Source organism: Rhodoplanes azumiensis (assembly GCF_042682915.1).
Lineage (GTDB): Bacteria > Pseudomonadota > Alphaproteobacteria > Rhizobiales > Xanthobacteraceae > Rhodoplanes > Rhodoplanes azumiensis.
Window position 1 is genome coordinate 74,731 of sequence record NZ_JBHUIW010000007.1, and the last position, 19,337, is coordinate 94,067.

The 19,337-nt window shown below is 70.3% G+C and carries 18 protein-coding genes and 1 other RNA gene; 9 read left to right on the forward strand and 10 right to left on the reverse strand.

The annotated features are described in order from the left end of the window. Nucleotides 1–161 precede the first annotated feature (161 nt). The gene (gene tyrS / locus ACFSOX_RS08445) at nucleotides 162–1,418 is read left to right on the forward strand and encodes a tyrosine--tRNA ligase (protein WP_378477361.1); all 1,257 of its coding nucleotides are present in this window, start codon (nucleotides 162–164) and stop codon (nucleotides 1,416–1,418) included. A gap of 12 nt (nucleotides 1,419–1,430) precedes the next feature. Here tyrS and ACFSOX_RS08450 read toward each other — a convergent pair whose 3' ends face one another. Then, nucleotides 1,431–3,779, reverse strand: a complete 2,349-nt coding sequence (locus tag ACFSOX_RS08450) for a hypothetical protein (protein ID WP_378477362.1) — start codon at nucleotides 3,777–3,779, stop codon at nucleotides 1,431–1,433. Nucleotides 3,780–3,901: 122 nt separating this feature from the next. On the opposite strand from ACFSOX_RS08450, the gene ACFSOX_RS08455 reads away from it, so the two are divergent. The 6 genes from ACFSOX_RS08455 to ACFSOX_RS08480 all read left to right on the forward strand — a co-directional run bounded on the left by ACFSOX_RS08455 (nucleotide 3,902) and on the right by ACFSOX_RS08480 (nucleotide 8,839). Further along, nucleotides 3,902–4,438, forward strand: a complete 537-nt coding sequence (locus tag ACFSOX_RS08455; protein WP_378477363.1) for a dihydrofolate reductase — start codon at nucleotides 3,902–3,904, stop codon at nucleotides 4,436–4,438. A 231-nt stretch (nucleotides 4,439–4,669) separates the two neighbouring features. Further along, the gene (hflK, locus tag ACFSOX_RS08460; RefSeq protein WP_378477364.1) at nucleotides 4,670–5,818 is read left to right on the forward strand and encodes an FtsH protease activity modulator HflK; all 1,149 of its coding nucleotides are present in this window, start codon (nucleotides 4,670–4,672) and stop codon (nucleotides 5,816–5,818) included. Then, nucleotides 5,815–6,750 (forward strand): protease modulator HflC, encoded by a 936-nt coding sequence (gene hflC, locus ACFSOX_RS08465; protein ID WP_378477365.1) that lies wholly within the window; start codon nucleotides 5,815–5,817, stop codon nucleotides 6,748–6,750. The genes hflK and hflC overlap by 4 nt, the downstream gene beginning before the upstream one ends. 81 nt (nucleotides 6,751–6,831) lie before the next feature. Continuing rightward, the gene (locus ACFSOX_RS08470; RefSeq protein ID WP_378477366.1) at nucleotides 6,832–7,023 is read left to right on the forward strand and encodes a DUF2065 domain-containing protein; all 192 of its coding nucleotides are present in this window, start codon (nucleotides 6,832–6,834) and stop codon (nucleotides 7,021–7,023) included. 44 nt (nucleotides 7,024–7,067) lie between these two features. Further along, nucleotides 7,068–7,325: a hypothetical protein gene (locus ACFSOX_RS08475; protein WP_378477367.1), complete on the forward strand. Its 258-nt coding sequence runs from the start codon at nucleotides 7,068–7,070 to the stop codon at nucleotides 7,323–7,325. After that, nucleotides 7,325–8,839, forward strand: coding sequence for a DegQ family serine endoprotease (locus ACFSOX_RS08480; RefSeq protein WP_378477368.1), 1,515 nt, complete (start codon nucleotides 7,325–7,327; stop codon nucleotides 8,837–8,839). Before ACFSOX_RS08475 ends, ACFSOX_RS08480 begins: the two co-directional genes overlap by 1 nt. A 62-nt stretch (nucleotides 8,840–8,901) precedes the next feature. On the opposite strand, the gene ACFSOX_RS08485 is transcribed toward ACFSOX_RS08480, so the two are convergent. The 9 genes from ACFSOX_RS08485 to ACFSOX_RS08525 form a co-directional block, all read right to left on the reverse strand. After that, a complete protein-coding gene (locus ACFSOX_RS08485) occupies nucleotides 8,902–9,552 on the reverse strand; it encodes a thiamine pyrophosphate-dependent enzyme (protein ID WP_378477369.1) in 651 nt (216 codons plus the stop codon). Then, nucleotides 9,549–10,049, reverse strand: coding sequence for a thiamine pyrophosphate-binding protein (locus tag ACFSOX_RS08490; RefSeq protein WP_378477370.1), 501 nt, complete (start codon nucleotides 10,047–10,049; stop codon nucleotides 9,549–9,551). Before ACFSOX_RS08490 ends, ACFSOX_RS08485 begins: the two co-directional genes overlap by 4 nt. Nucleotides 10,050–10,056: 7 nt before the next feature. Next, the gene (locus tag ACFSOX_RS08495) at nucleotides 10,057–10,530 is read right to left on the reverse strand and encodes a nucleoside deaminase (protein ID WP_378477371.1); all 474 of its coding nucleotides are present in this window, start codon (nucleotides 10,528–10,530) and stop codon (nucleotides 10,057–10,059) included. A 359-nt stretch (nucleotides 10,531–10,889) separates the two neighbouring features. Further along, on the reverse strand, nucleotides 10,890–11,960 hold the full coding sequence (locus tag ACFSOX_RS08500; RefSeq protein WP_378477372.1) for an ABC transporter substrate-binding protein: 1,071 nt from the start codon (nucleotides 11,958–11,960) through the stop codon (nucleotides 10,890–10,892). Nucleotides 11,961–12,070: 110 nt separating this feature from the next. Beyond that, complete coding sequence (locus ACFSOX_RS08505) at nucleotides 12,071–12,994, reverse strand: LysR family transcriptional regulator (protein ID WP_378477373.1); 924 nt, start codon at nucleotides 12,992–12,994, stop codon at nucleotides 12,071–12,073. Nucleotides 12,995–13,019: 25 nt separating this feature from the next. Continuing rightward, nucleotides 13,020–13,814 carry a thymidylate synthase gene (locus ACFSOX_RS08510; RefSeq protein ID WP_378477374.1) on the reverse strand — a complete coding sequence of 265 codons (795 nt, stop codon included), beginning with the start codon at nucleotides 13,812–13,814 and terminating at the stop codon, nucleotides 13,020–13,022. 133 nt (nucleotides 13,815–13,947) lie between these two features. After that, nucleotides 13,948–14,937, reverse strand: a complete 990-nt coding sequence (locus ACFSOX_RS08515) for a tripartite tricarboxylate transporter substrate binding protein BugD (RefSeq protein ID WP_378477375.1) — start codon at nucleotides 14,935–14,937, stop codon at nucleotides 13,948–13,950. Between the two features lie 400 nt (nucleotides 14,938–15,337). Further along, the gene (locus tag ACFSOX_RS08520; protein WP_378477376.1) at nucleotides 15,338–16,843 is read right to left on the reverse strand and encodes a tripartite tricarboxylate transporter permease; all 1,506 of its coding nucleotides are present in this window, start codon (nucleotides 16,841–16,843) and stop codon (nucleotides 15,338–15,340) included. Nucleotides 16,844–16,874: 31 nt separating this feature from the next. After that, nucleotides 16,875–17,501, reverse strand: coding sequence for a tripartite tricarboxylate transporter TctB family protein (locus ACFSOX_RS08525; protein WP_378477377.1), 627 nt, complete (start codon nucleotides 17,499–17,501; stop codon nucleotides 16,875–16,877). A 697-nt stretch (nucleotides 17,502–18,198) separates the two neighbouring features. On the opposite strand from ACFSOX_RS08525, the gene ssrA reads away from it, so the two are divergent. Next, nucleotides 18,199–18,568: a transfer-messenger RNA gene (ssrA, locus tag ACFSOX_RS08530) on the forward strand. Between the two features lie 168 nt (nucleotides 18,569–18,736). Next, nucleotides 18,737–19,312 (forward strand): SspB family protein, encoded by a 576-nt coding sequence (locus ACFSOX_RS08535; protein WP_378477378.1) that lies wholly within the window; start codon nucleotides 18,737–18,739, stop codon nucleotides 19,310–19,312. Nucleotides 19,313–19,337 lie beyond the last annotated feature (25 nt).

The following is a 19,337-nucleotide window of genomic DNA, read 5'->3' on the forward strand; positions in this document are numbered from 1 at the left end:
CGCGCCGTTTGAAATCGCCGGCGGACCTGATACATCACCGGCCCGAGGCCGGGCGCATCGAGAGCGCCCGCGCGCGGCTCGCCACGATGCGGCCGGCGATGTCTTTTCGGGCGGCGCGACGCGACCGCGACGCCCGTCTCCCCGCAGCGAGGACGAGGGTCATGAGCACGTACGAGTCCGATTTTCTCCGCACCCTGGAGAGCCGCGGCTTCATCCACCAGGTGTCGGATGCGGCCGGGCTCGATGCGCTGGCGAAGAAGAACGCGCTCGTCGCCTATGTCGGCTACGACTGCACGGCGCCGTCGCTGCACGTCGGCCACCTGATCACGATCATGATGCTGCACTGGCTGCAGCAGACCGGCAACAAGCCGATCGCGCTGATGGGCGGCGGCACGACCCGGGTCGGCGATCCCTCGGGCCGCGACGAGACCCGCAAGATGCTCACCTACGAGCAGATCGACGACAACAAGAACAGCATCAAGCGGGTGTTCTCGAACTTCCTGACCTTCGGCGAGGGCACGACCGACGCCGTCATGGCCGACAACGCCGAGTGGCTGACGACGCTCAACTACATCGAGATGCTGCGCGAGGTCGGCCGCCACTTCTCGATCAACCGCATGCTGACCATGGACTCGGTGAAGCTCCGGCTCGAGCGCGAGCAGGAGCTCTCCTTCATCGAGTTCAACTACATGATCCTGCAGTCCTACGACTTCGTCGAGCTGGCCCGGCGCTACGGCTGCAACCTGCAGATGGGCGGCTCCGACCAGTGGGGCAACATCGTCAACGGCATCGATCTCGGCCGCCGCATGGGCACGCATCAGCTCCATGCGCTGACCTGCCCGCTGCTCACCACCGCGTCGGGCGCCAAGATGGGCAAGACCGCGGCCGGCGCCGTGTGGCTCGACGCCGCGATGCTGAGCCCGTGGGACTACTGGCAGTTCTGGCGCAACACCGAGGACGGCGACGTCGTCGCGTTCCTCAAGCTGTTCACGCTGCTGCCGCTGGCCGAGATCGAGCGCCTGGCCGCGCTCGGCGGCGCCGAGATCAACGAGGCGAAGAAGATCCTCGCCACCGAGGCGACCGCCCTGGTGCACGGCCGCGCCGCCGCCGACGAGGCCGCCGAGACGGCCCGCAAGACCTTCGAGGAAGGCGCGCTCGCGGCCAGCCTGCCGACCGTGATCGTGTCGCGGGCCGATCTGGAGAAAGGTCTCGGCGTGCTCACCGCCTTCGCCGACAAGACCGGCCTCGTCGCCTCCAACGGCGAGGCGCGCCGCCAGGTCAAGGCCGGCGGCCTCAAGGTCAACGACGCGACCGTGACGGACGAGAAGATGATGCTGGGGCCGAAGAACCTCACCGCCGACGGCGTGATCAAGCTGTCGCTCGGCAAGAAGAAGCACGTGCTCCTGAAGGCGGAGTGACGCGGCGGAGGTTCAGCGTCCGCCGGACAAAAGGGCGGCGAGCAGGAACACGGCGAGCACCACGCCGGTGACGCGCAGCACCGTCAGCACGGTGTCGATGCGGTGCCGCGTGACCTCGTCGACCGGACGCACGACGACCTTGCGGCCGCGCAGCGTCGTCTCGATCGCCTCGGCCGGTCCCTCCGCTTCGGCCGGGTCGGCCCGGCGGAAGAAGCCGGCGACCGCGTAGTGCTCGCCGCGGACCCGGTAGACCGGGATCAGCCGGTCGATCAGGAACAGCGGCCCGATCGGCCACAGGCGGCCGCCGGGCGCGCGGCTCTCCGGCAGGAAGCCGACCACGCCGAGCCCGAGGCGGAGCACGATCCACACGATCGCCAGCGCGCCCGCCGCCCACCAGGCCAGCTTGCCGGGGCGCAAGCCGTGGTCGGCCAAGACCCACATCGCAGCGGCGAAGCCGGTGCCGATCAGGTCGCCGGCGCCAGACACGACGCCGCCGAAGCCGGCCCGCACATGGCTGCCGGACGGCCATTCGGGCGCCGTCTCGGCCGCGGCCGCCGCCGAGGCCGCGGCACGCGCGCCGCCCGGACAGAGCCCCGCCACGACGGGCAGCCAGCGCGCCACGCGGCCGCACACCTCGATGCTGCGGCGGCGGATGCGCAGCTCGTCGGCCTCGGCCCCCGCCCCGGCCGCCTCGAAGGCCGCGGTGAACGGCACGAAAGGCTGCGTCGAAGCCGCCTGGTTGCGGTCGAGCCAGCGCAGCACCTCGGCGACGGGCGGCAGCGTCGGTGCGACGGCAGGCCGCGCCGGGGCGTCACCGCCGCAGGTCGGCACGCCCTTCTGGCCCCGGCCGACCGCGTGGAGGCGCTCGAAGCGCAGCCCGTCGAACCGGCCGGTCCAGGGGCGGTCGAGATCGGCGACGCGCAGGCTGATCGACGCGGCCGAGACACCCCCGGCGGCGAAGACGTGCAGGGCGGCGACACGGTCGAAGGCGGGGTCGGCCGGGCGTGGCGTCTGCACGGGGGCGGCGTCGCCCCACAGGTCGACCGCGAGCGTGCCGCCGATCGTCGTGCCGTCGAGCCCGACGACCGTCGCGGGATGATGGGGATCCGGCACCTCGCCGTCGCGCGGCGTGCCCCAGGCGATCGGGCCGAGGCACAGGCCGGAGGCGATCGTCGTCTCGGCCACGACGAGCTCGAGCCAGCGCGGCGCGGCGACGCCGTCGATCCCCACCTTGCGGGTGGGGCCGTCCGGCAGCACCTGGGTCTCCTCGCGGCACCCGCGCAGCAGCGCGTTCTCCTCGGCCGGCAGCTCGGGCAGCGCGATACGACGGCGCTCGGCCTCGGCGATGGCCGCGATGGCGGCGCTGCGGAACATCGTCTGGACGTGCGTGGCGGGGCGGCCCTCGATGGCGTGCCGCCACCATGGATAGCGGGTCGCGAGCGGCCCCACGCCGATCGTCACCACCTTGCCGAAGCCCGCATCGCGGGCCGTCAGCGCGCCGAGCGTGCTCGCCTCGATCCGCACGGCGCAGCGCGCCTCGCTCTCGTCGAGCGCGAGCGTGCCGCCGACCCGGGCGGCGCGGACGAACAGGCGCGAGACGGCGGCGCGGTCGAGCTGGAGATCGCCGGCGACGGCGAGCCGCACGAGATGCGCGTCGAGGAACACGATCGCGGTCGACTGGTGCCATGACCCGTCGACTATGGTGTCGGCGACCCGCAGCCGGCGCACGAAGCTGCGATCCAGCCGGACCGAGCCGGCGACCCGGACCGTGTCGAGCCGCAGCGTGTCGAGCAGAACCGCGTTGTCGAGCCCGAGGTCACCCTTCAGATGCAGGTTACGCAGCTCGACAGACCCGGCGACGACGGCGCGGTCGAGCATCAGCGGGGCGGGCAGGTCGAGGTCGGCGAGGTCGAGACCGTCGCAGAACAGCGCGCCGACGATGCGGATGCCGCTGCGTGCCACCGCGGGGTCGCCGGCGAGCCGGGCGACCGTGTCGCGCGGCAGGCGGCGCGGGTGGTCGGCGCTCGCGCAGGCGGCCGACCAGTCGCGCTCGCCGAGCGGCATGCCGGCCTTCTCGGCGATCGCCGCGCCGCTCCCGCGCGGCACACAGGCCGGTCGCGGCGCCATCACCATCTCGCGCCCGGTGGCGAGGCAGGTCGCGATCGCGTCGACGTCCGGCCGGACCGGACCGGCCGGGTCGGCGCGCCCCTGCGACCACGGATCGGCGACCGCGCCCGCCGCCAGCCAGACGGTCGCGACGAGCGCCCGGACGAGCCCCGGCAGCGACGACCGGACCAGGAGACCGACCCGGCCGAGGCGGGCGACGACGGGCCGAGCCGTCCCGTGCGCGCGGCTGTACACTGGCCTTCTCCTGTCGGGTGAGTCGCCGTTTCGTGCTACCCCCATGATGATCGGAATGCGCGCATTCCGCAACTAAGGCGTGCTTTCATGCGTGTATGCACTGCCACACCAACGGCGGCCGCGTGACCCGGCCCTTGCCGCTCGTCCTCGTCGCCGCCGTCGCCGACAACGGCGTCATCGGCCGCGACGGGGCGTTGCCCTGGCGGCTGAAGTCCGACATGCGGCATTTCCGCGCCCTGACGCTCGGGCACCCGGTCGTGATGGGGCGCAAGACCTTCCAGTCGATCGGCAAGCCCCTGCCCGGCCGCACCACCATCGTGGTGACGCGCGATGCCGCTTTCGCGGCGGCCGGGGTGGTGGTCGCGGGCTCGCTCGCCGCGGCGCTCGCGGTGGCGCGCGGCGATGCCTTGCGGCGCGGCGCCTCGGCGATCATGCTGGCCGGTGGCGGCGAGCTCTATCGCGAGGCGATGGCGCTCGCCGAGCGGCTGGAGATCACCCGGGTGCATGCCGCGCCCGCAGGCGATGCCGTCTTTCCACCGATCGACGCCGCCGCGTGGCGGGCCGTGGCCCACACGCCGGGGCAGCAGGGCCCCGAAGACGGTGCGCCGTTCAGCTTCGTCACCTATGCACGGAACGAGGACGCGCGGCGCGCCGACTAGCCGAAGCCTGCGTCGCTCGGGAACCGCTGGGGCAGCCGCGGCGCGCCGCCGCAAGTCCGTGCGTTGAAACGGGGGTTGGTTTCCTATAACCCAGGCCACATCTCAGCGGAACGCTCCGGCCGGAGACCTCGCGCGCGACCGGAATTCGCGCCGGACCGCCGGATGGCGAGGCCGTGCATGGTCGAGGCCGGATATGTGGTCGAGGCCGGACGTAGAGGAAAGGCAGCATAGATGCCGTGGAGCAATCAGGGTGGCGGACCGTGGGGATCGGGCCCCAAGGGACCGTGGGGGACGGGGCCGCAATCGTCGGGTCCGACACCTCCCGATCTCGAGGAGCTCCTGCGCCGCAGCCAGGATCGGCTCCGCCGGGTGCTGCCGGGCGGCAGCCTGGGCGGCAAGGGAATCGCCATCCTGGTCGGCGTCGCCGTGCTGCTGTGGGGCGCGTCCGGCTTCTACCGGGTCGAGCCCGACGAGCTCGGCGTCGTGCTGCGCTTCGGCAAGTACAGCCGTGACGCGACGCCCGGCCTGAACTACCACCTGCCGTATCCGATCGAGTCGGTGCTCACCCCGAAGGTGACGCGCGTCAACCGCATCGACATCGGCATGCGGGTCATCGAGGACATCCGCCGCGGCACCACCATGCGCGACGTCCCCGAGGAGAGCCTGATGCTGACCGGCGACGAGAACATCGTCGACGTCGACTTCTCGGTGTTCTGGGTGATCAAGCCGGCCGGGGGCGCCGCCCAGTACCTGTTCAACATCCAGAACCCCGAAGGCACCGTGAAAGCGGTCGCCGAGAGCGCCATGCGCGACGTGATCGGCCGCTCCGAGGTGCAGCCGATCCTCACCGGCGCCCGCCAGACCATCGAGACCGCCGTGCAGGATCTGATGCAGCGGACCCTCGACCATTACGGCGCCGGCATCCAGATCACCCAGGTGCAGCTCCAGAAGGTCGACCCGCCGAACCAGGTCATCGATTCGTTCCGCGACGTCCAGGCGGCCCGTGCCGACCTGGAGCGCGCCCAGAACGAGGCGCAGACCTACGCCAACCGCGTGGTGCCGGAGGCGCGCGGTCGCGCCGCCCAGATCACCCAGGCGGCCGAAGCCTATCGCGAGCAGACCGTCGCCGAAGCGCGCGGCCAGGCCAGCCGCTTCAGCAAGATCTACGAGGAGTACAAGAAGGCGCCGGAGATCACCCGCGAGCGTCTCTACCTCGAGACGATGGAGCGGCTGTTCGGCGGCACCGACAAGATCATCATCGATCCCTCGACCAGTGCCACCGGCACGGCCGGCGGCGTGCTGCCCTATCTCAATCTCGACGAGCTCGGCCGACGGCAGGCGCAGCCGCAGCCGCGCACCCAGACGGGAGCCGCCCGATGAAGACCGGCATCGCTGGCGGCATCGCCGCCGTCGTCGTCCTGCTGCTCCTGGTGCTCGGCTGGGCGTCGGTGTTCACCGTCTACCAGACCCAGCAGGCCCTGGTGGTCCGCCTCGGCGATCCGCGCCGGATCGTCACCGAGCCCGGCCTGCACTTCAAGGTGCCGCTGATCGACAACGTGATCTACGTCGACAAGCGCATCCTCGACCTCGAGAACCCGGCCCAGGAGGTGATCGCCTCCGACTCCAAGCGGCTCGTGGTCGACGCCTTCGCCCGCTACAAGATCGTCGACCCGCTGCGCTTCTACCAGACGGTCGGCTCGGTGGAAGGCGCCAACTCGCGGCTCGCCACGCTGCTGAACTCGGCGCTGCGCCGCGTGCTCGGCGAAGCGACGCTGACCAACGTGGTCCGCGACGAGCGGACCCAGATGATGGCGCGGGTGCGCGAGCAGCTCGACCGCGAGGCGCACGCCTTCGGCATCAACGTCGTGGACGTCCGCATCCGCCGCGCCGACCTGCCGGAGCAGAACAGCCAGGCCGTCTATCAGCGGATGCAGACCGAGCGTCAGCGCGAGGCGGCCGAATTCCGCGCTCAGGGCAGCCAGCGCGCCCAGGAGATCCGCGCCCGCGCCGACCGCGACGTGACGGTGCTGGTCGCCGACGCCACCTCCAAGGCCGAGCAGACGCGCGGCGAAGGCGACGCGACCCGCAACCGCATCTTCGCCGAGGCGTTCGGCCAGGATCCGGACTTCTTCACCTTCTACCGCTCCATGCAGGCTTACGAGGCCGGCCTGAAGCCGGGCGAGACGCGGTTCCTGCTGCGGCCGGATTCCGAGTTCTTCCGCTACTTCACCAACCCGACCGGCAGCCGACCGGCCGCCCAGGCGGCGGCCCCCGCCCGCACGGCGGCGCCCGCGGCCGCCGCCGCGCAGTGATCCGACGGGTCCGGCGTCGCGACGGCGCCGGACCCGGACTTCGGTGCGGGCCACGGTCCGCGTCCGCCTTCGAGGCCATCGATGTCCGCGTTCCTGGTCGCCCTCGGCCTCGTCTTCGTGATCGAAGGGCTGCTGTTCGCCGCCTTTCCGGGCCCGGCGCGCCGGGCCGCCCTGGCGCTCCTGGAGACGCCGGAAACCACGCTGCGGATCGTCGGCGTGGTCAGCGCGGCGCTCGGCGTCGCCTTGATCTGGATGATCCGCCAGCTATCCTGACGGTCGAGCGCGGCGGGCGAGTACGACCCGCGAGGCGAGGCGCGATGCGGGCCGCCATTCCGCCCGATTTCGTCCGTAATCCCGCGGACCGCGCGCGGTGTGCGACGCCGCGATCGTGGAGCGAGCGCGGTACCCCGGTGCGCGTCCACGCCGACGATGTCCGCGTCGACGACGTCCGCGTCGACGATGTCCGCGTCGACGATGTCCGCGCCGACGACGTCCGCGCGGGCCGCGTCCCGTTCCGCGTTCCCGTGTCCCGCGTTCCGGAGTTTCGTTGTCCCCCCGAGGAGATCGCCAGGTGATGGCCGGCCTTTCGTTCGAACGCTTCCGCCCGACCAAGCGCCCGCTCGTCGCGGCCGCACTCGCCGCCGCCGTCCTGTTCGCAGGCGTGCCCGCCGCGCTCGACAGCCGCGCGCTGGCGCGCGGACCCGACGCCATCGCCGACGTCACCGAGAAGGTGATGGACGCGGTCGTCAACATCTCGACCTCGCAGACCGTGCAGGCGCAGGGCAACGCCGTGCCGAACCTGCCGCCGGGCTCGCCCTTCGAGGAGTTCTTCGAGGAGTTCTTCAAGAACCGCCGCGGCGGCCAGCAGGGCGAGAACGGCCCGCGCGAGCGCACGCCGCGCCGCGCCAACTCGCTCGGCTCCGGCTTCGTGATCGACCCGTCCGGCATCATCGTCACCAACAATCACGTCATCGCCGACGCCGACGAGGTCACGGTGATCTTCAACGACGGCACCCGCCTCAAGGCCGAGATCCTCGGCCGCGACAAGGAGGTCGATCTCGCGGTGCTGAAGGTGACGACCGACAAGCCGCTCAAGGCGGTGTCGTTCGGCGACTCCGAGAAGCTGCGGATCGGCGAGTGGGTCGTGGCGATCGGCAATCCGTTCCAGCTCGGCGGCACCGTGACGGCCGGCATCGTCTCGGCGCGCAACCGCGACATCAACTCGGGCCGCTACGACAACTACATCCAGACCGACGCGGCGATCAATCGCGGCAACTCGGGCGGCCCGCTGTTCAATCTCGACGGCGAGGTGGTGGGCATCAACACGGCGATCATCTCGCCGTCGGGCGGCTCGATCGGCATCGGCTTCGCGGTGCCCTCCAAGACCGCGATGCCGATCATCGATCAGCTCCGCCAGTTCGGCGAGACGCGGCGCGGCTGGCTCGGCGTGCGCATCCAGCAGGTCACCGACGAGATCGCCGAGAGCATCGGCATCAAGCCGGCGCGCGGCGCGCTCGTCTCCGGCGTCGACGAGAAGGGGCCGGCGAAGCCGGCCGGCATCGAGACCGGCGACGTGATCGTCCGCTTCGACGGCAAGGACATCAAGGACATGCGCGACCTGCCGCGCATCGTCGCCGAGACGCCGGTCGGCAAGGACGTCGAGGTGGTGATCCTCCGCAAGGCCAAGGAGGAGAAGAAGACCGTGAAGCTCGGCCGTCTGGAGGACGGCGAGAAGCAGGCGGCGCTCACGCCGAAGCGCAACGGCGGCGCCCCGGAGGACAAGTCGGTCGTCAAGTCGACGCTCGGCTTCGATCTCGCCAACCTCTCCGACGAGCTTCGCAAGCGCTACAAGATCAAGGACACGGTGAAGGGCGTGGTGATCACCGGGGTCGACTCCAAGTCGGCCGCGGCGGAGAAGCGCATCGTCGCCGGCGACGTGATCGTCGAGATCTCGCAGGAGCCGGTGGCGAACGCGGCCGACGTGCAGAAGCGAATCGACGCGCTCAAGAAGGACGGCCGCAAGTCGGCCCTTCTCCTGATCGCCGGCGCCGACGGCGACCTGCGCTTCGTCGCGATCGCGCTGCCGTAGCCGCACGTCCGATCGTCGCACGACCGGAGGGGGTGGTGCCCGGCACCGCCCCCTCCTGCGCTTCAGTTGTGCTCGCTCGGGCCCATGATCACGATGCCTTCGGTCGCCTCGACGTGGCGGACGAAGATGTACTTGTCCTCGCGCCCGTCCGAGTGCTTGCGGCGCACGTCGCGAAAGCTCTCCTGCGACACCTTCGCGACGATCACGAACGGCTCGGTCGCGGCGAGCCCGCGCCGGCACAACGCCTCGAAGCTCTCCAGCGTCGTCGCCGTATGGGCCTGCGTGACGCCGGCCCCTTGCGCGATCTTCGCGATGTCGACGCGGCCCTGTGCCGTGTGGGTCGGCGGCCCGCCGATCGACTGGTAGCACTCGTTGTCCCAGACGACGACGAGAAGGTTCGTCGGCTGCTCGTTGGCGAGCGTCGCCAGAATGCCGAGGTTGAACATCATGCCCCCGTCGGTGTCGAGCGACACGATGCGCCGGTGCGGCAGGCCGACGGCGAGCCCGAAGGCCTGCGGCGTGACGCAGCCGAGCTGCTGCTGGAACAGGCTCGCGGCGCGCATGTGCGGGGCGGCCGTGTACCACTCGTCGACGCTGGCGCCGAGCGACAGGATCACCAGCTCGTCCTCGAGCAGCGGCGCCAGCACCCGCATGCAGTCGAAGCGGTGCATCCTGGCGCCGGCCGCGACCTGATCGGCTTCCGTCGCGCTCATCGCACCAGCTCCCCGGTCAGCGCCACGGCCGAGTGATAATAGGACGCGTAGGACCAGGTGACGGCGTCCCGCACGGCCTGCTTCACCTTGGCGGCCTCGTCGACCACCCGGTACGGGATCCGCATGGCGTTCAGGAGCGGCTCCATGGTCATGCCGTGCGGCACGGCCCACCAGTTGTTCTCGCCGAGATCGCCGCGATAGCTCATCAGCATCACGACCGGGATGCCGGCCCCCATCCCCATGCGGGCGAGCGGTTCGATCGCCGCGCGCAGCCCCGAATTCTCCATCACCAGCGCGGCGCGCTTGCCGGACAGAAAGACGCCGCCGCAGATCGCCGCCCCTTCGCCTTCGTTGGTGACCCGGATGGTGCGGATGTCGGGATCGGCGTCGAGCGCCGGATACAGCTCCTTGAACAGCGAGTCCGGAAGATAGCAGACGACGCTGACGCCGGCGGCCTTGAGCCCGGCGATCACGGCTTCGACGGCCTGCGGGGTCATGCACGCCTCACCGGGTCAGCGGCACGGCGGCGCCGGCGTAGAGCGCGACGCACTCGTCCTCGAGCACGCCCTCGATCACGGTCAGATCCCAGCCGACCATCTCGGCCAGCCGCTCCACCGTGTAGTCCTTGAAGTTGAAGGCGAGCTTGGCGTGTTGCTTGACGTGGCGGTTGCGCGCCCCGATCACCATCGTCTTGATGCCGGCGTTGAGCACGGCGCCGCAGCACATCGGGCACGGCTCGCAGGTGCAGTAGAACGTCGCCTCCGGGATCTCGCGCCGCCCGAGCTTCCGGGTCGCGAGCCCGATGGCGAGCGTCTCGGAATGGGCCGTGGTATCGCAGGTGCCGACCTTCAGGCTCGGCGTCGACACGATCACCTCGTCACCGATCGCCACCACGGCGCCGAACGGCTGCTCCCCCATCGCGGCCCCGCGCTTCGCCTCGTCGATCGCGAGGCGCATGAATTTTTCGTGGTCGGACATGCTCTTCTTCTCCTTGTCGCTCGGTCGATGGCCCGAGGACATGGCTTCGTTTGTCTCGTTCCGTCATGGCCGGGCTCGTCCCGGCCATCCACGTCTTTCGGCCTCGCGACCCGTCACGACGCCGCGACTCGGCGAGATCGTGGATGGCCGGGACAAGCCCGGCCATGACGAGCCGCGAGGATGCGGCGTCCGCTTTTCACCTCTCCCCTGCGGGGAGAGGTCGACGCGCGGAACGCGCGTCGGGTGAGGGGGTGCCGAGCTCTCCGGCTGGCGCCGTAAACCCTCACCCCGGCTCGCTGCGCTCGCCGACCCTCTCCCTCAGGGAGAGGGTCTAAGACGCGCTGCGCCGAGAACCTTCCTCACTTCGCTTTCGCGGCGGCCGCGGCGATGTCGCGCTCGGCCGCCGGCAGCAGGAACTCGCGGACGAACACGGCGCGCACGTCCGGCACTTTCTCGAGGCCATAGGCGTCGGCAACGGTCTTGATCGCGCCGGCGAGGCGGCCGTCGTCGAGATCACCGAGGCCGAGGCGCGCCGTCTCGGGCGAGATCATCAGCGACTTGATGGTGTAGACGAGCCGCTGCTTCTCGATGTCGGCGTTGATCAGCGGCTCGAGCCCGGTCAGCATCGTGGTCGCCGCGTCGGGATCGGCGGCGACGTCCATCACGGCGCGGTTGATCGCCTTGACGAGGCCGCGCACCGCCGCGGGCTTCTCCTTGAGGAGCTTCTGCGAGACCATCACACCGTTGGAGTAGAGGTCGAGCCCGAGGTCGCTGTACATGAACCAGCGGAAGTCCTTCTCGGGGTCGCGCTTCATGGCGACGAAGTTCATGAAGCTCGTCACCGAGAACTGGGCGATGGCGTCGGCTTGGCCCTGCACCAGCATCTGCTCGATCAGGTTCGGTGCGGCGTTGAGGATCTTCACCTTCGCGGCGTCGAAGCCGTTCTTGGCGGCGAGCGGCGCCAGGAGACGCAACGTCGCCGAGCCGGCGGGCGCGCTGACGGTGCGGCCTTCGAGATCCTTGAGCGTCTTGATCGGGCCGTCCGCCTTGGCGATCACGGCATAGGGCGCCCGGTTGTAGACGAGATAGACCATCACGGGCTGCTCGCCGGGCTTGGCGGCGGCGTTCTGGATGACCGCGTTGATGTCCCCGAAGCCGGCGTCGTAGGCGCCGGTCATCACCCGCGTCACGGTCGCGGCCGAGCCCTCGCCCTGGTCGATGGTGACGTCGAGCCCCTCGGCGGCGAAATAGCCCTTCTGCTTCGCCCAATAGTAGAAGGCGTGCGGACCCGAGATCTTCCAGTCCAGCGTGAACCGGATTTTCGTCGGCTCTCCGGTCGCAGGAGCTTGCCCGGGGGCCTGTGCGGCCGCCGGCACGGCGAGCCAGGCCGACGCGACGAGCGAGACGGCGAGCAGGACTTTCGATCGCATCGGGTCACCTCCGAACCGGCCGAACGGCCGCGGAGCGAGACCTTGGCAGCCGCCGGGGCGTTGCGATAGACGGGCGTGAGTGATCGCGGTGTTGCGTCCGAAGCAACACCTTACCGCCCGTCGAGCGCCTGCACGGCCGCGGTCAGGAGGTTCGCCAGCACGGCCGGTCCGGCCGGCAGATGCGCCTTCCCGCGCGCGACCAGGATCAGCCGGCGCGGCGCGAGCTGGCGGTCGGCGAGCGGCACGAACACCAGGGCGCCGTCGGCGAGCTCGCGCTCGACGCCCACCCGGGTCTGGAACGTGACACCGTGGCCGCGCAGCGCGAGGTCGCTCATCAGATGGATCGAGTTGGTCACCGCGGCGGTGCGCCGCGCCGTGGCGTCGGCCGGCATCGCGGCTTCCAGCGAGGCGCCGAGCGTCAGGCTGGCATCGGCCAGGATCACCCGCTCGCCGGCGAAGTCGGCGAGCCGCACCGACCTGCGGCGCGCGAGCCGGTGGTCCGGCCGGACGAGCGCGCCGAGCCGGCAGGCGGCGCTGGCGAGCCGCACCGTCCCCTTCGGCGGCCTGGCGTCGAAGCCGATCGCGAGATCGGCCTCGCCACGCGCCACCGCCTCGAAGGCCTGGGCCGAGCCGGCGACGGCGAGCCGCACCTCGACGTCGGGATGGCGCGCCCAGAAGCGGCCGAGCACCTCGGGCACGAGCCCGCGCGTCACGCTCTCGACGGCCGCGACCGTCACGCTGCCCCGCCGCAGGCCGGCGAGATCGTCGATGAAGGCGCAGGCCTTCTCCAGCTCCGCCTGGCTGGCGCCGGCATGATAGACGAGGATCTCGCCGGCGCTGGTGAGCTTGAGGCGCTGGCGCGCCCGCTCGAACAGCGGCGTGCCGATCCCCTCTTCCAGCTGCCGCAGCGTGCGGCTGACCGCCGAGGGCGCGACGCCGAGCGCCGCGGCGGCGCGCCGGATCGAGCCGAACCGCACCACCGCCTGGAACGCCGCGAGGCGTGTCGAGATCAGGCCGAGGCGGTGCAGGGTCATGCGGGCCTCCGGCCGGCGACCGCCGTCACACCGCGACCGCCGCCTTGATGTGCGGATGCGGGTCGTAGCCTTCGAGCACGAAGTGTTCGAACCGGAAGGCGAACAGATCCGTCACGGCCGGGTCGATCACCATGGTCGGCAGCGGCCGCGGATCGCGCGAGAGCTGCAGGCGCGCCTGCTCCAGGTGGTTGAGATAGAGATGCGCGTCGCCGAAGGTGTGGACGAAGTCCCCCGGCTTCAGCCCGGTGACCTGCGCCACCATCAGGGTGAGGAGCGCATAGGAGGCGATGTTGAACGGCACGCCGAGGAACACGTCGGCGGAACGCTGGTAGAGCTGGCAGGAGAGCTTGCCGTCGGCGACGTAAAACTGGAACAGGCAGTGGCACGGCGCCAGCGCCATCTTCGGCAGGTCGGCCGGGTTCCAGGCCGAGACGATGATGCGGCGCGAGTCCGGGTCGCGGCGCAGGAGATCGAGCACTTGGGCGATCTGGTCGATGGTGCCGCCGTCGGGCGCCGGCCAGGAGCGCCACTGCGCCCCGTAGACGGGGCCGAGGTCGCCCTGCCGGTCGGCCCACTCGTCCCAGATGCCGACCCCGTTGGCCTTCAGATAGCCGATATTGGTGTCGCCCGCGAGGAACCACAGAAGCTCGTGGATGATCGACTTGAGATGCAGCTTCTTCGTCGTCACCAGCGGGAAGCCGGCCGAAAGATCGAAGCGCATCTGATGTCCGAACACCGAAAGCGTCCCGGTGCCGGTGCGGTCGCGCTTCTCCACGCCCTCACGGAGAATCCTGTCCATCAGATCGAGATACTGGCGCATCGGTCCGGCTTCCGCTCGCGCCCGCAGACCGCCGACGGCGGGACTCGGGCGCGCGAAACACTAGCGCCCGCCCCGCCGGAGCGGAACGGGCGCTGTGGATGGATCGCGATGCGATCGGCGGCGGAGCCGAGGATCAGTTCCCCGGGCCGGCGGCCTTGATCACCTTCGACCACCGCTCGACCTCGCTCTTGACGAGCTGGCCGAGGGCCTTCGGGCCGCGGCGATCGCCCTCCGGCAGGTCGCTGCCGAGGTCGAGCAGGCGCTTGCGGGTGGTCTCGTCGTTGAGCGCCTTGTCGAGCGCGTCGGCGAGCTTGTCGACGACCGGCTGCGGCGTGCCCTTGGGCGCGAACACGGCGTTCCAGGCCGAGACCTTGTACTCCGGCAGGCCGGCCTCGGTGGTGGTCGGGACGTTCGGCAGGGCCGGGTTGCGGGCCTCAGTGGCGATACCGTAGGCGCGGATCGAGCCGCCCTGCACCTGCGACACGACGTTGACGATCTGGTCGCACATGTAGTCGACCTGGCCGCCGACGAGGGCATTCATGGCCGGGCCGGTGCCGTTGTAGGGAACCGCGGTCGGCTTCACGTCGAGGATCGAGTTGAGCAGCAGGCAGGTCGTGTAGGACACCGAGCCGACGCCGGCATGCGCCATGTTGAGCGTGCCGGAGTTCGCCTTCACGTGCTTGACGAACTCGGCGAGATCCTTGGCCGGGTAATCCTTCTTGGCGAGGATCAGGATCGGGGTGCCGGCGGCGACGCCGATCGGCTCGAAATCGGTGGCCGGATCGTAGGCGAGGTTGGGGTAGAGCGGCACCGCGGCGGCGTGGGTGCCCATGTGGCCCATGATGACCGTGTAGCCGTCGTTGTTGGCCCGCTTGGCCCGGGTCGCCCCGGTGGTGCCGCCGGCGCCGACCACGTTCTCGATGATGACCTGCTGGCCGAGCGTCTTCGACATGTGGTCGCCGACGATGCGGGCGACCACGTCGGTCGGGCCGCCGGCCGCGAAGGGCACGATCATCGTGATCGGGCGGGTCGGATACCCGTTCGTCCCCTGCGCGAAGGCCGCGCCGGCGCTGGCGACGAGGCATCCGGCGGCGAGCAGGGCCGTCAACTTGCGCACAGACATGACTGACTCCTTGTTGGGTTCCTCTGGGTCGGCTTTTCAGGCGTGAAAGGACTTCGAGATCAAAACCGGTAGCGAACGGAGGCGTTCACAGCCGGCACATGCCACCGCGGCGCGCAGCGGCGCAATTCTGCTTTGGATCTAGGAAATTCGCGTTCGCGTCCGCTTCACACCGATTGGTAGAGAATCGCGGCGGGCGCGGCCCATGCGGCAGGCTGTCGCAGGCCACCGGTCCGGCGGCCCACGCTCGCCCCGGCCCAAGCCGGTGGCGGCTGTCGGGAGCGACGCGCCCGCGGTCGGATTGCCTCCGCCGACGATCGACCGCAACGACGAAGCGCCGCGGCGGGGCCGCGGCGCTTGTCGTGTCGTGCTCCGGTCGGCGGGCCTGCGGCCCGGACCCGAATCATTCTTCGACGAAGACCTCCTCGCGCTTGGCACGGATCATCGGCAGAAGCGCGATGACGAGGAGCAGCGTCGCGAGGGCGAGGAGGCCGGCCGAGATCGGCCGGGTCAGGAAGGTGGTCGGATCGCCGCGGGCGATCAGCATGGCGCGGCGGAGATTCTCCTCCATCAGCGGGCCGAGCACGAAGCCGAGCAGCATCGGGGCCGGCTCGAAGTCGTGCTTGGCGAGCCAGTAGCCGACCAACCCGAACGCCGCCGTGATCAGCACGTCGAAGGGCGAGTTGTTGATCGAGTACACGCCGATGCAGCAGAACATCATGATCGCCGGATAGAGCAGGCGGTAGGGAACGCGCAGGAGGCGAACCCAGACGCCGACCAGCGGCAGGTTGATGATCACCAGCATGGCGTTGCCGATCCACATCGAGGCGATCATGCCCCAGAACAGCTCGGGCTGCTTGGTCATCACCTGGGGGCCCGGGACGATGCCGTGGATCGTCATGGCACCGACCATCAGGGCCATCACGGCGTTCGGCGGGATGCCGAGGGTGAGGAGCGGGATGAACGAGGTCTGCGAGGCGGCGTTGTTGGCGCTTTCCGGCGAGGCGACGCCCTCGATGGCGCCGCGGCCGAAGCGCGACGGATCCTTGGCGACTTTCTTCTCGAACGTGTAGGCCGCGAAGGCCGCGATGACGGCACCGCCACCCGGCAGGATGCCGAGGATGGAGCCGAGCAGCGTGCCGCGGCCGATCGCCGGGGCGCAGGCCTTGAGGTCCGGCCAGGTCGGCATGAGGCCGGTCAGCTTGGCGTTGACGACGTCGCGCGACGAGGTGTGCTCGAGGTTGCGCATGATCTCGGCGAAGCCGAACACGCCCATGGCCACCGTGACGAAGCCGATGCCGTCCGCCATCTCGGGGATGTCGAAGGACATGCGAGACTGGCCGGTCTCGATGTCGGAGCCGATCATCGACAGCATCAGGCCGAGCAGAATCATGCACAGCGCCTTGACGACCGAGCCCTTGGCGAGCACGACCGCGAAGATCAGGCCGAGCACCATCAGCGAGAAGTACTCGGCCGGTCCGAACAGCAGCGCCACCGAGGTGAGCGGCGCGCCGAGCGCCGCGACCAGCACGGTGGCGACGCAGCCGGCGAAGAACGAGCCGATCGCCGCGATGGCGAGCGCCGGGCCGGCGCGGCCCTGGAGCGCCATCTGGTGGCCGTCGAGCGTCGTCACCACCGAGGCCGCCTCGCCCGGGATGTTGACCAGGATCGACGTGGTCGAGCCGCCGTACTGCGAGCCGTAATAGATGCCGGCCAGCATGATCAGGGCGCCGACGGGCGGCAGCCCGAAGGTGATCGGCAACAGCATGGCGATGGTCGCCAGCGGTCCGACGCCGGGCAGAACTCCGATCAAGGTGCCGACCAACGTGCCGATCATGCAGAAGGCGAGATTGGCGGGCGAGAACGCCACGCCGAACCCCAAGGCGAGATTAGCGAGCAGATCCGTCATGTGTGGGTCTCTCGAGTCGGCGCTCGCGCGCTCAGCGGAAGTTCATGAAGGTCGAGAACGACAGGTTGGGCGACGGCCACAACTGCAACGGAAGGCTGAGTGCGATCGGGAAGACGAGCACGGCGAACCCGGTGAGCACGGCGGACCAGATCAGGGTCTCGATCACCCGCGACTCGGAGCTGCCCGCGGCCACCGTGACCAAGCTCGCGAACGTCGCGATGACGAGCCCGAACTGCCGGATCATCACGGCGAAGACGAGCGTGCCGACGGTGAGGAAGAACGGCCCGCGCCAGGCGTAGCGTTCGAGCCCGGGGCCCTGCGCGAACATGCCGACGATCATGACGATCAGGCTGAGCCCGGCGAGCACGGAGGCGAAGATGCGCGGCCCGGTGCCGGGGCCGAAGGCGAAGCCGCGGGTGCCGGGCAGATCGCTGCCGGCCCACAACATGAACAGCGCGAGCCCGAACAGGACGAGGCCGCCGTAATAGTCGCGCGGATCACGCACCGGCAGGCGCAACAGCAGGAGCGCCGCCGCGAAGGCGACCAGCGCGATGCCCGTGAACAGCAGGACGTCGGCGATCAGCGGCGCCGCGGCCGGGGTTCTGAAATAGCCGCCGATCGCGAGGAGGCCGATCAACAGCGGCGCCGCGACGGACATCACGGTTCGTTTCTGTTCGACGGATCCCTGCGACGACGCTTGTACGCCCTCGGACATCAAACCCTCCATGCTCGCTCGAGGAGACACCACCCGCCGAAAGTCGACGTCTCCTACCATAAGGCCGCACGCGGCAGGAAGCACACGATGGCCGTTTTGTGAATTGCGGAAGCAAAATAAACCGAGGTCGACTCGGCGCCTCGGCCGACGCGGATGCAGCATTTATCGGACGAAGTCGCCGATTCCATCCGCCACGGTTGCGCCCGGTCGCGGCGTCCGGCGCGGTCCAGCCGATAATCTGCATGCCGGGACGGCGTCTCCTGCATTGCGCTTCGGAGCTTATCGCACCGCACCATTCACGTGACGCGCCCGGCAACCCCTGAGATCGGGAGCGCGCGCGGAACGCGAGTTCGACGCCGGACCGTGCGACGGTGCGTTTCTCGACGCGAAACACGACCGCGGCTTCGATCGCCGCGGTCGGGCGCGCCCGGTGGATCCGGCCGGCGACCGACGTCGGGACTGCTCGCACCGTACTCTGTATGCAAAGCGGCCCGGAGCCGGTTCGATCGCCCAGGCGACCGCGGCGGGCCGCCGGCGCCGCGGCGCCCGGCACGGCGCACCCCGGCGCGGCCGGCGATCGTCGCCGATTCGGCGCACATCACGGACACGCGGCGCCGGCCGGCCGTCCGATCGCCCCACGGCTCTTCCGTTGCGGGCGCGACGCCCCTATATTGGCCGTGCCGGCTTGCCGGCTATGGCGATAAATGGCCGTCGTAATAAACCTTTCGGACCCGGGGGCGGTACCCGGCGCCTCCACCCGAGCCCAGCCACGGCCGTCAGGCCGTGCCCCCTGGGCTCCGGCGGGGGCGAAACAGGATCGACGAGGGCGTAAAGGACGCGCTTTTGCCCGGCATGGTTCCGCCGTTATCGGGCCACTGCAATAGTTGCCAACGACAACTATGCTCCGGTTGCTCAGGCCGCGTAAGCGGTTTGAAAGACCGATCTTCAAGCCCTGACGGGTAGCACCGGCAGGCGGGGTTCGGAGGCACCTGGCAACAGAAGCCTCCACTTCCATTTTCGACCGGCTCGCTGCTGACGCATGTGCTTGGTTCGGCGGGCGCCGATCCGGTCGAATTCCGCCGCTGTGGACCGCCCATCCGGGGCGCGGCCCGCGCGGGTGGCGTTCGAGCGGCGCGGCGCCTACGATGCGGCGAGTCGAGGGCGCCCGAAGGTTCGACATGCCGACCGATTACATCCGTTACGACATCCTCACCCAGAACGCGCTGCGCGGGGTCGTGCGCACCGTCCTGGCCGACGCCGCCGCCAAGGGGCTGCCCGGCGAGCACCATTTCTACGTCAGCTTCGACACCCGGGCGCCCGGCGTGAAGCTGTCGCCGCGGCTGCTCGCGCAGTACCCGACCGAGATGACGATCGTCCTTCAGCACCAGTTCTGGGATCTCACGGTCACCGAGGACGGTTTCGAGGTCGGCCTGTCGTTCAACGGCATCCCGGAGCGGCTGGTGGTTCCGCTCACCGCCGTGAAGGGCTTCTTCGATCCGTCGGTCCAGTTCGGGCTCGAATTCGCCGTGCAGTCGGAGCTCGAGGCCGAGGCGCCGGAGGACGAGGCGAGCGACACGGTCGGCAAGGCGCCGGCCACCCTGCGCCCGGCCGTGCAGAAGTGGACCCCGCCGCCGGCACCCGAGCCGCTGCCGACCCCGGCCAACCCGACCGCCGACGCCGGCGGCGATCCGCCGCCCGACAAGCCGGCCGGTGGCGGCGAGGTGGTGCGGCTCGACCGCTTCCGCAAGAAATAGATCTCGGCGACAGGACGGATCGGCC

Bases quoted from the DNA above. Each gene is read 5' to 3' on its own strand.
- tyrS (WP_378477361.1), top strand. From the start codon at position 162: ATGAGCACGTACGAGTCCGATTTTCTCCGCACCCTGGAGAGCCGCGGC.
- hflK (WP_378477364.1), top strand. From the start codon at position 4,670: ATGCCGTGGAGCAATCAGGGTGGCGGACCGTGGGGATCGGGCCCCAAG.
- hflC (WP_378477365.1), top strand. From the start codon at position 5,815: ATGAAGACCGGCATCGCTGGCGGCATCGCCGCCGTCGTCGTCCTGCTG.
- ACFSOX_RS08470 (WP_378477366.1), top strand. From the start codon at position 6,832: ATGTCCGCGTTCCTGGTCGCCCTCGGCCTCGTCTTCGTGATCGAAGGG.
- ACFSOX_RS08475 (WP_378477367.1), top strand. From the start codon at position 7,068: ATGCGGGCCGCCATTCCGCCCGATTTCGTCCGTAATCCCGCGGACCGC.
- ACFSOX_RS08480 (WP_378477368.1), top strand. From the start codon at position 7,325: ATGGCCGGCCTTTCGTTCGAACGCTTCCGCCCGACCAAGCGCCCGCTC.
- ACFSOX_RS08485 (WP_378477369.1), bottom strand. From the start codon at position 9,552: ATGAGCGCGACGGAAGCCGATCAGGTCGCGGCCGGCGCCAGGATGCAC.
- ACFSOX_RS08490 (WP_378477370.1), bottom strand. From the start codon at position 10,049: ATGACCCCGCAGGCCGTCGAAGCCGTGATCGCCGGGCTCAAGGCCGCC.
- ACFSOX_RS08495 (WP_378477371.1), bottom strand. From the start codon at position 10,530: ATGTCCGACCACGAAAAATTCATGCGCCTCGCGATCGACGAGGCGAAG.
- ACFSOX_RS08500 (WP_378477372.1), bottom strand. From the start codon at position 11,960: ATGCGATCGAAAGTCCTGCTCGCCGTCTCGCTCGTCGCGTCGGCCTGG.
- ACFSOX_RS08505 (WP_378477373.1), bottom strand. From the start codon at position 12,994: ATGACCCTGCACCGCCTCGGCCTGATCTCGACACGCCTCGCGGCGTTC.
- ACFSOX_RS08510 (WP_378477374.1), bottom strand. From the start codon at position 13,814: ATGCGCCAGTATCTCGATCTGATGGACAGGATTCTCCGTGAGGGCGTG.
- ACFSOX_RS08515 (WP_378477375.1), bottom strand. From the start codon at position 14,937: ATGTCTGTGCGCAAGTTGACGGCCCTGCTCGCCGCCGGATGCCTCGTC.
- ACFSOX_RS08520 (WP_378477376.1), bottom strand. From the start codon at position 16,843: ATGACGGATCTGCTCGCTAATCTCGCCTTGGGGTTCGGCGTGGCGTTC.
- ACFSOX_RS08525 (WP_378477377.1), bottom strand. From the start codon at position 17,501: ATGTCCGTCGCGGCGCCGCTGTTGATCGGCCTCCTCGCGATCGGCGGC.
- ACFSOX_RS08535 (WP_378477378.1), top strand. From the start codon at position 18,737: ATGCCGACCGATTACATCCGTTACGACATCCTCACCCAGAACGCGCTG.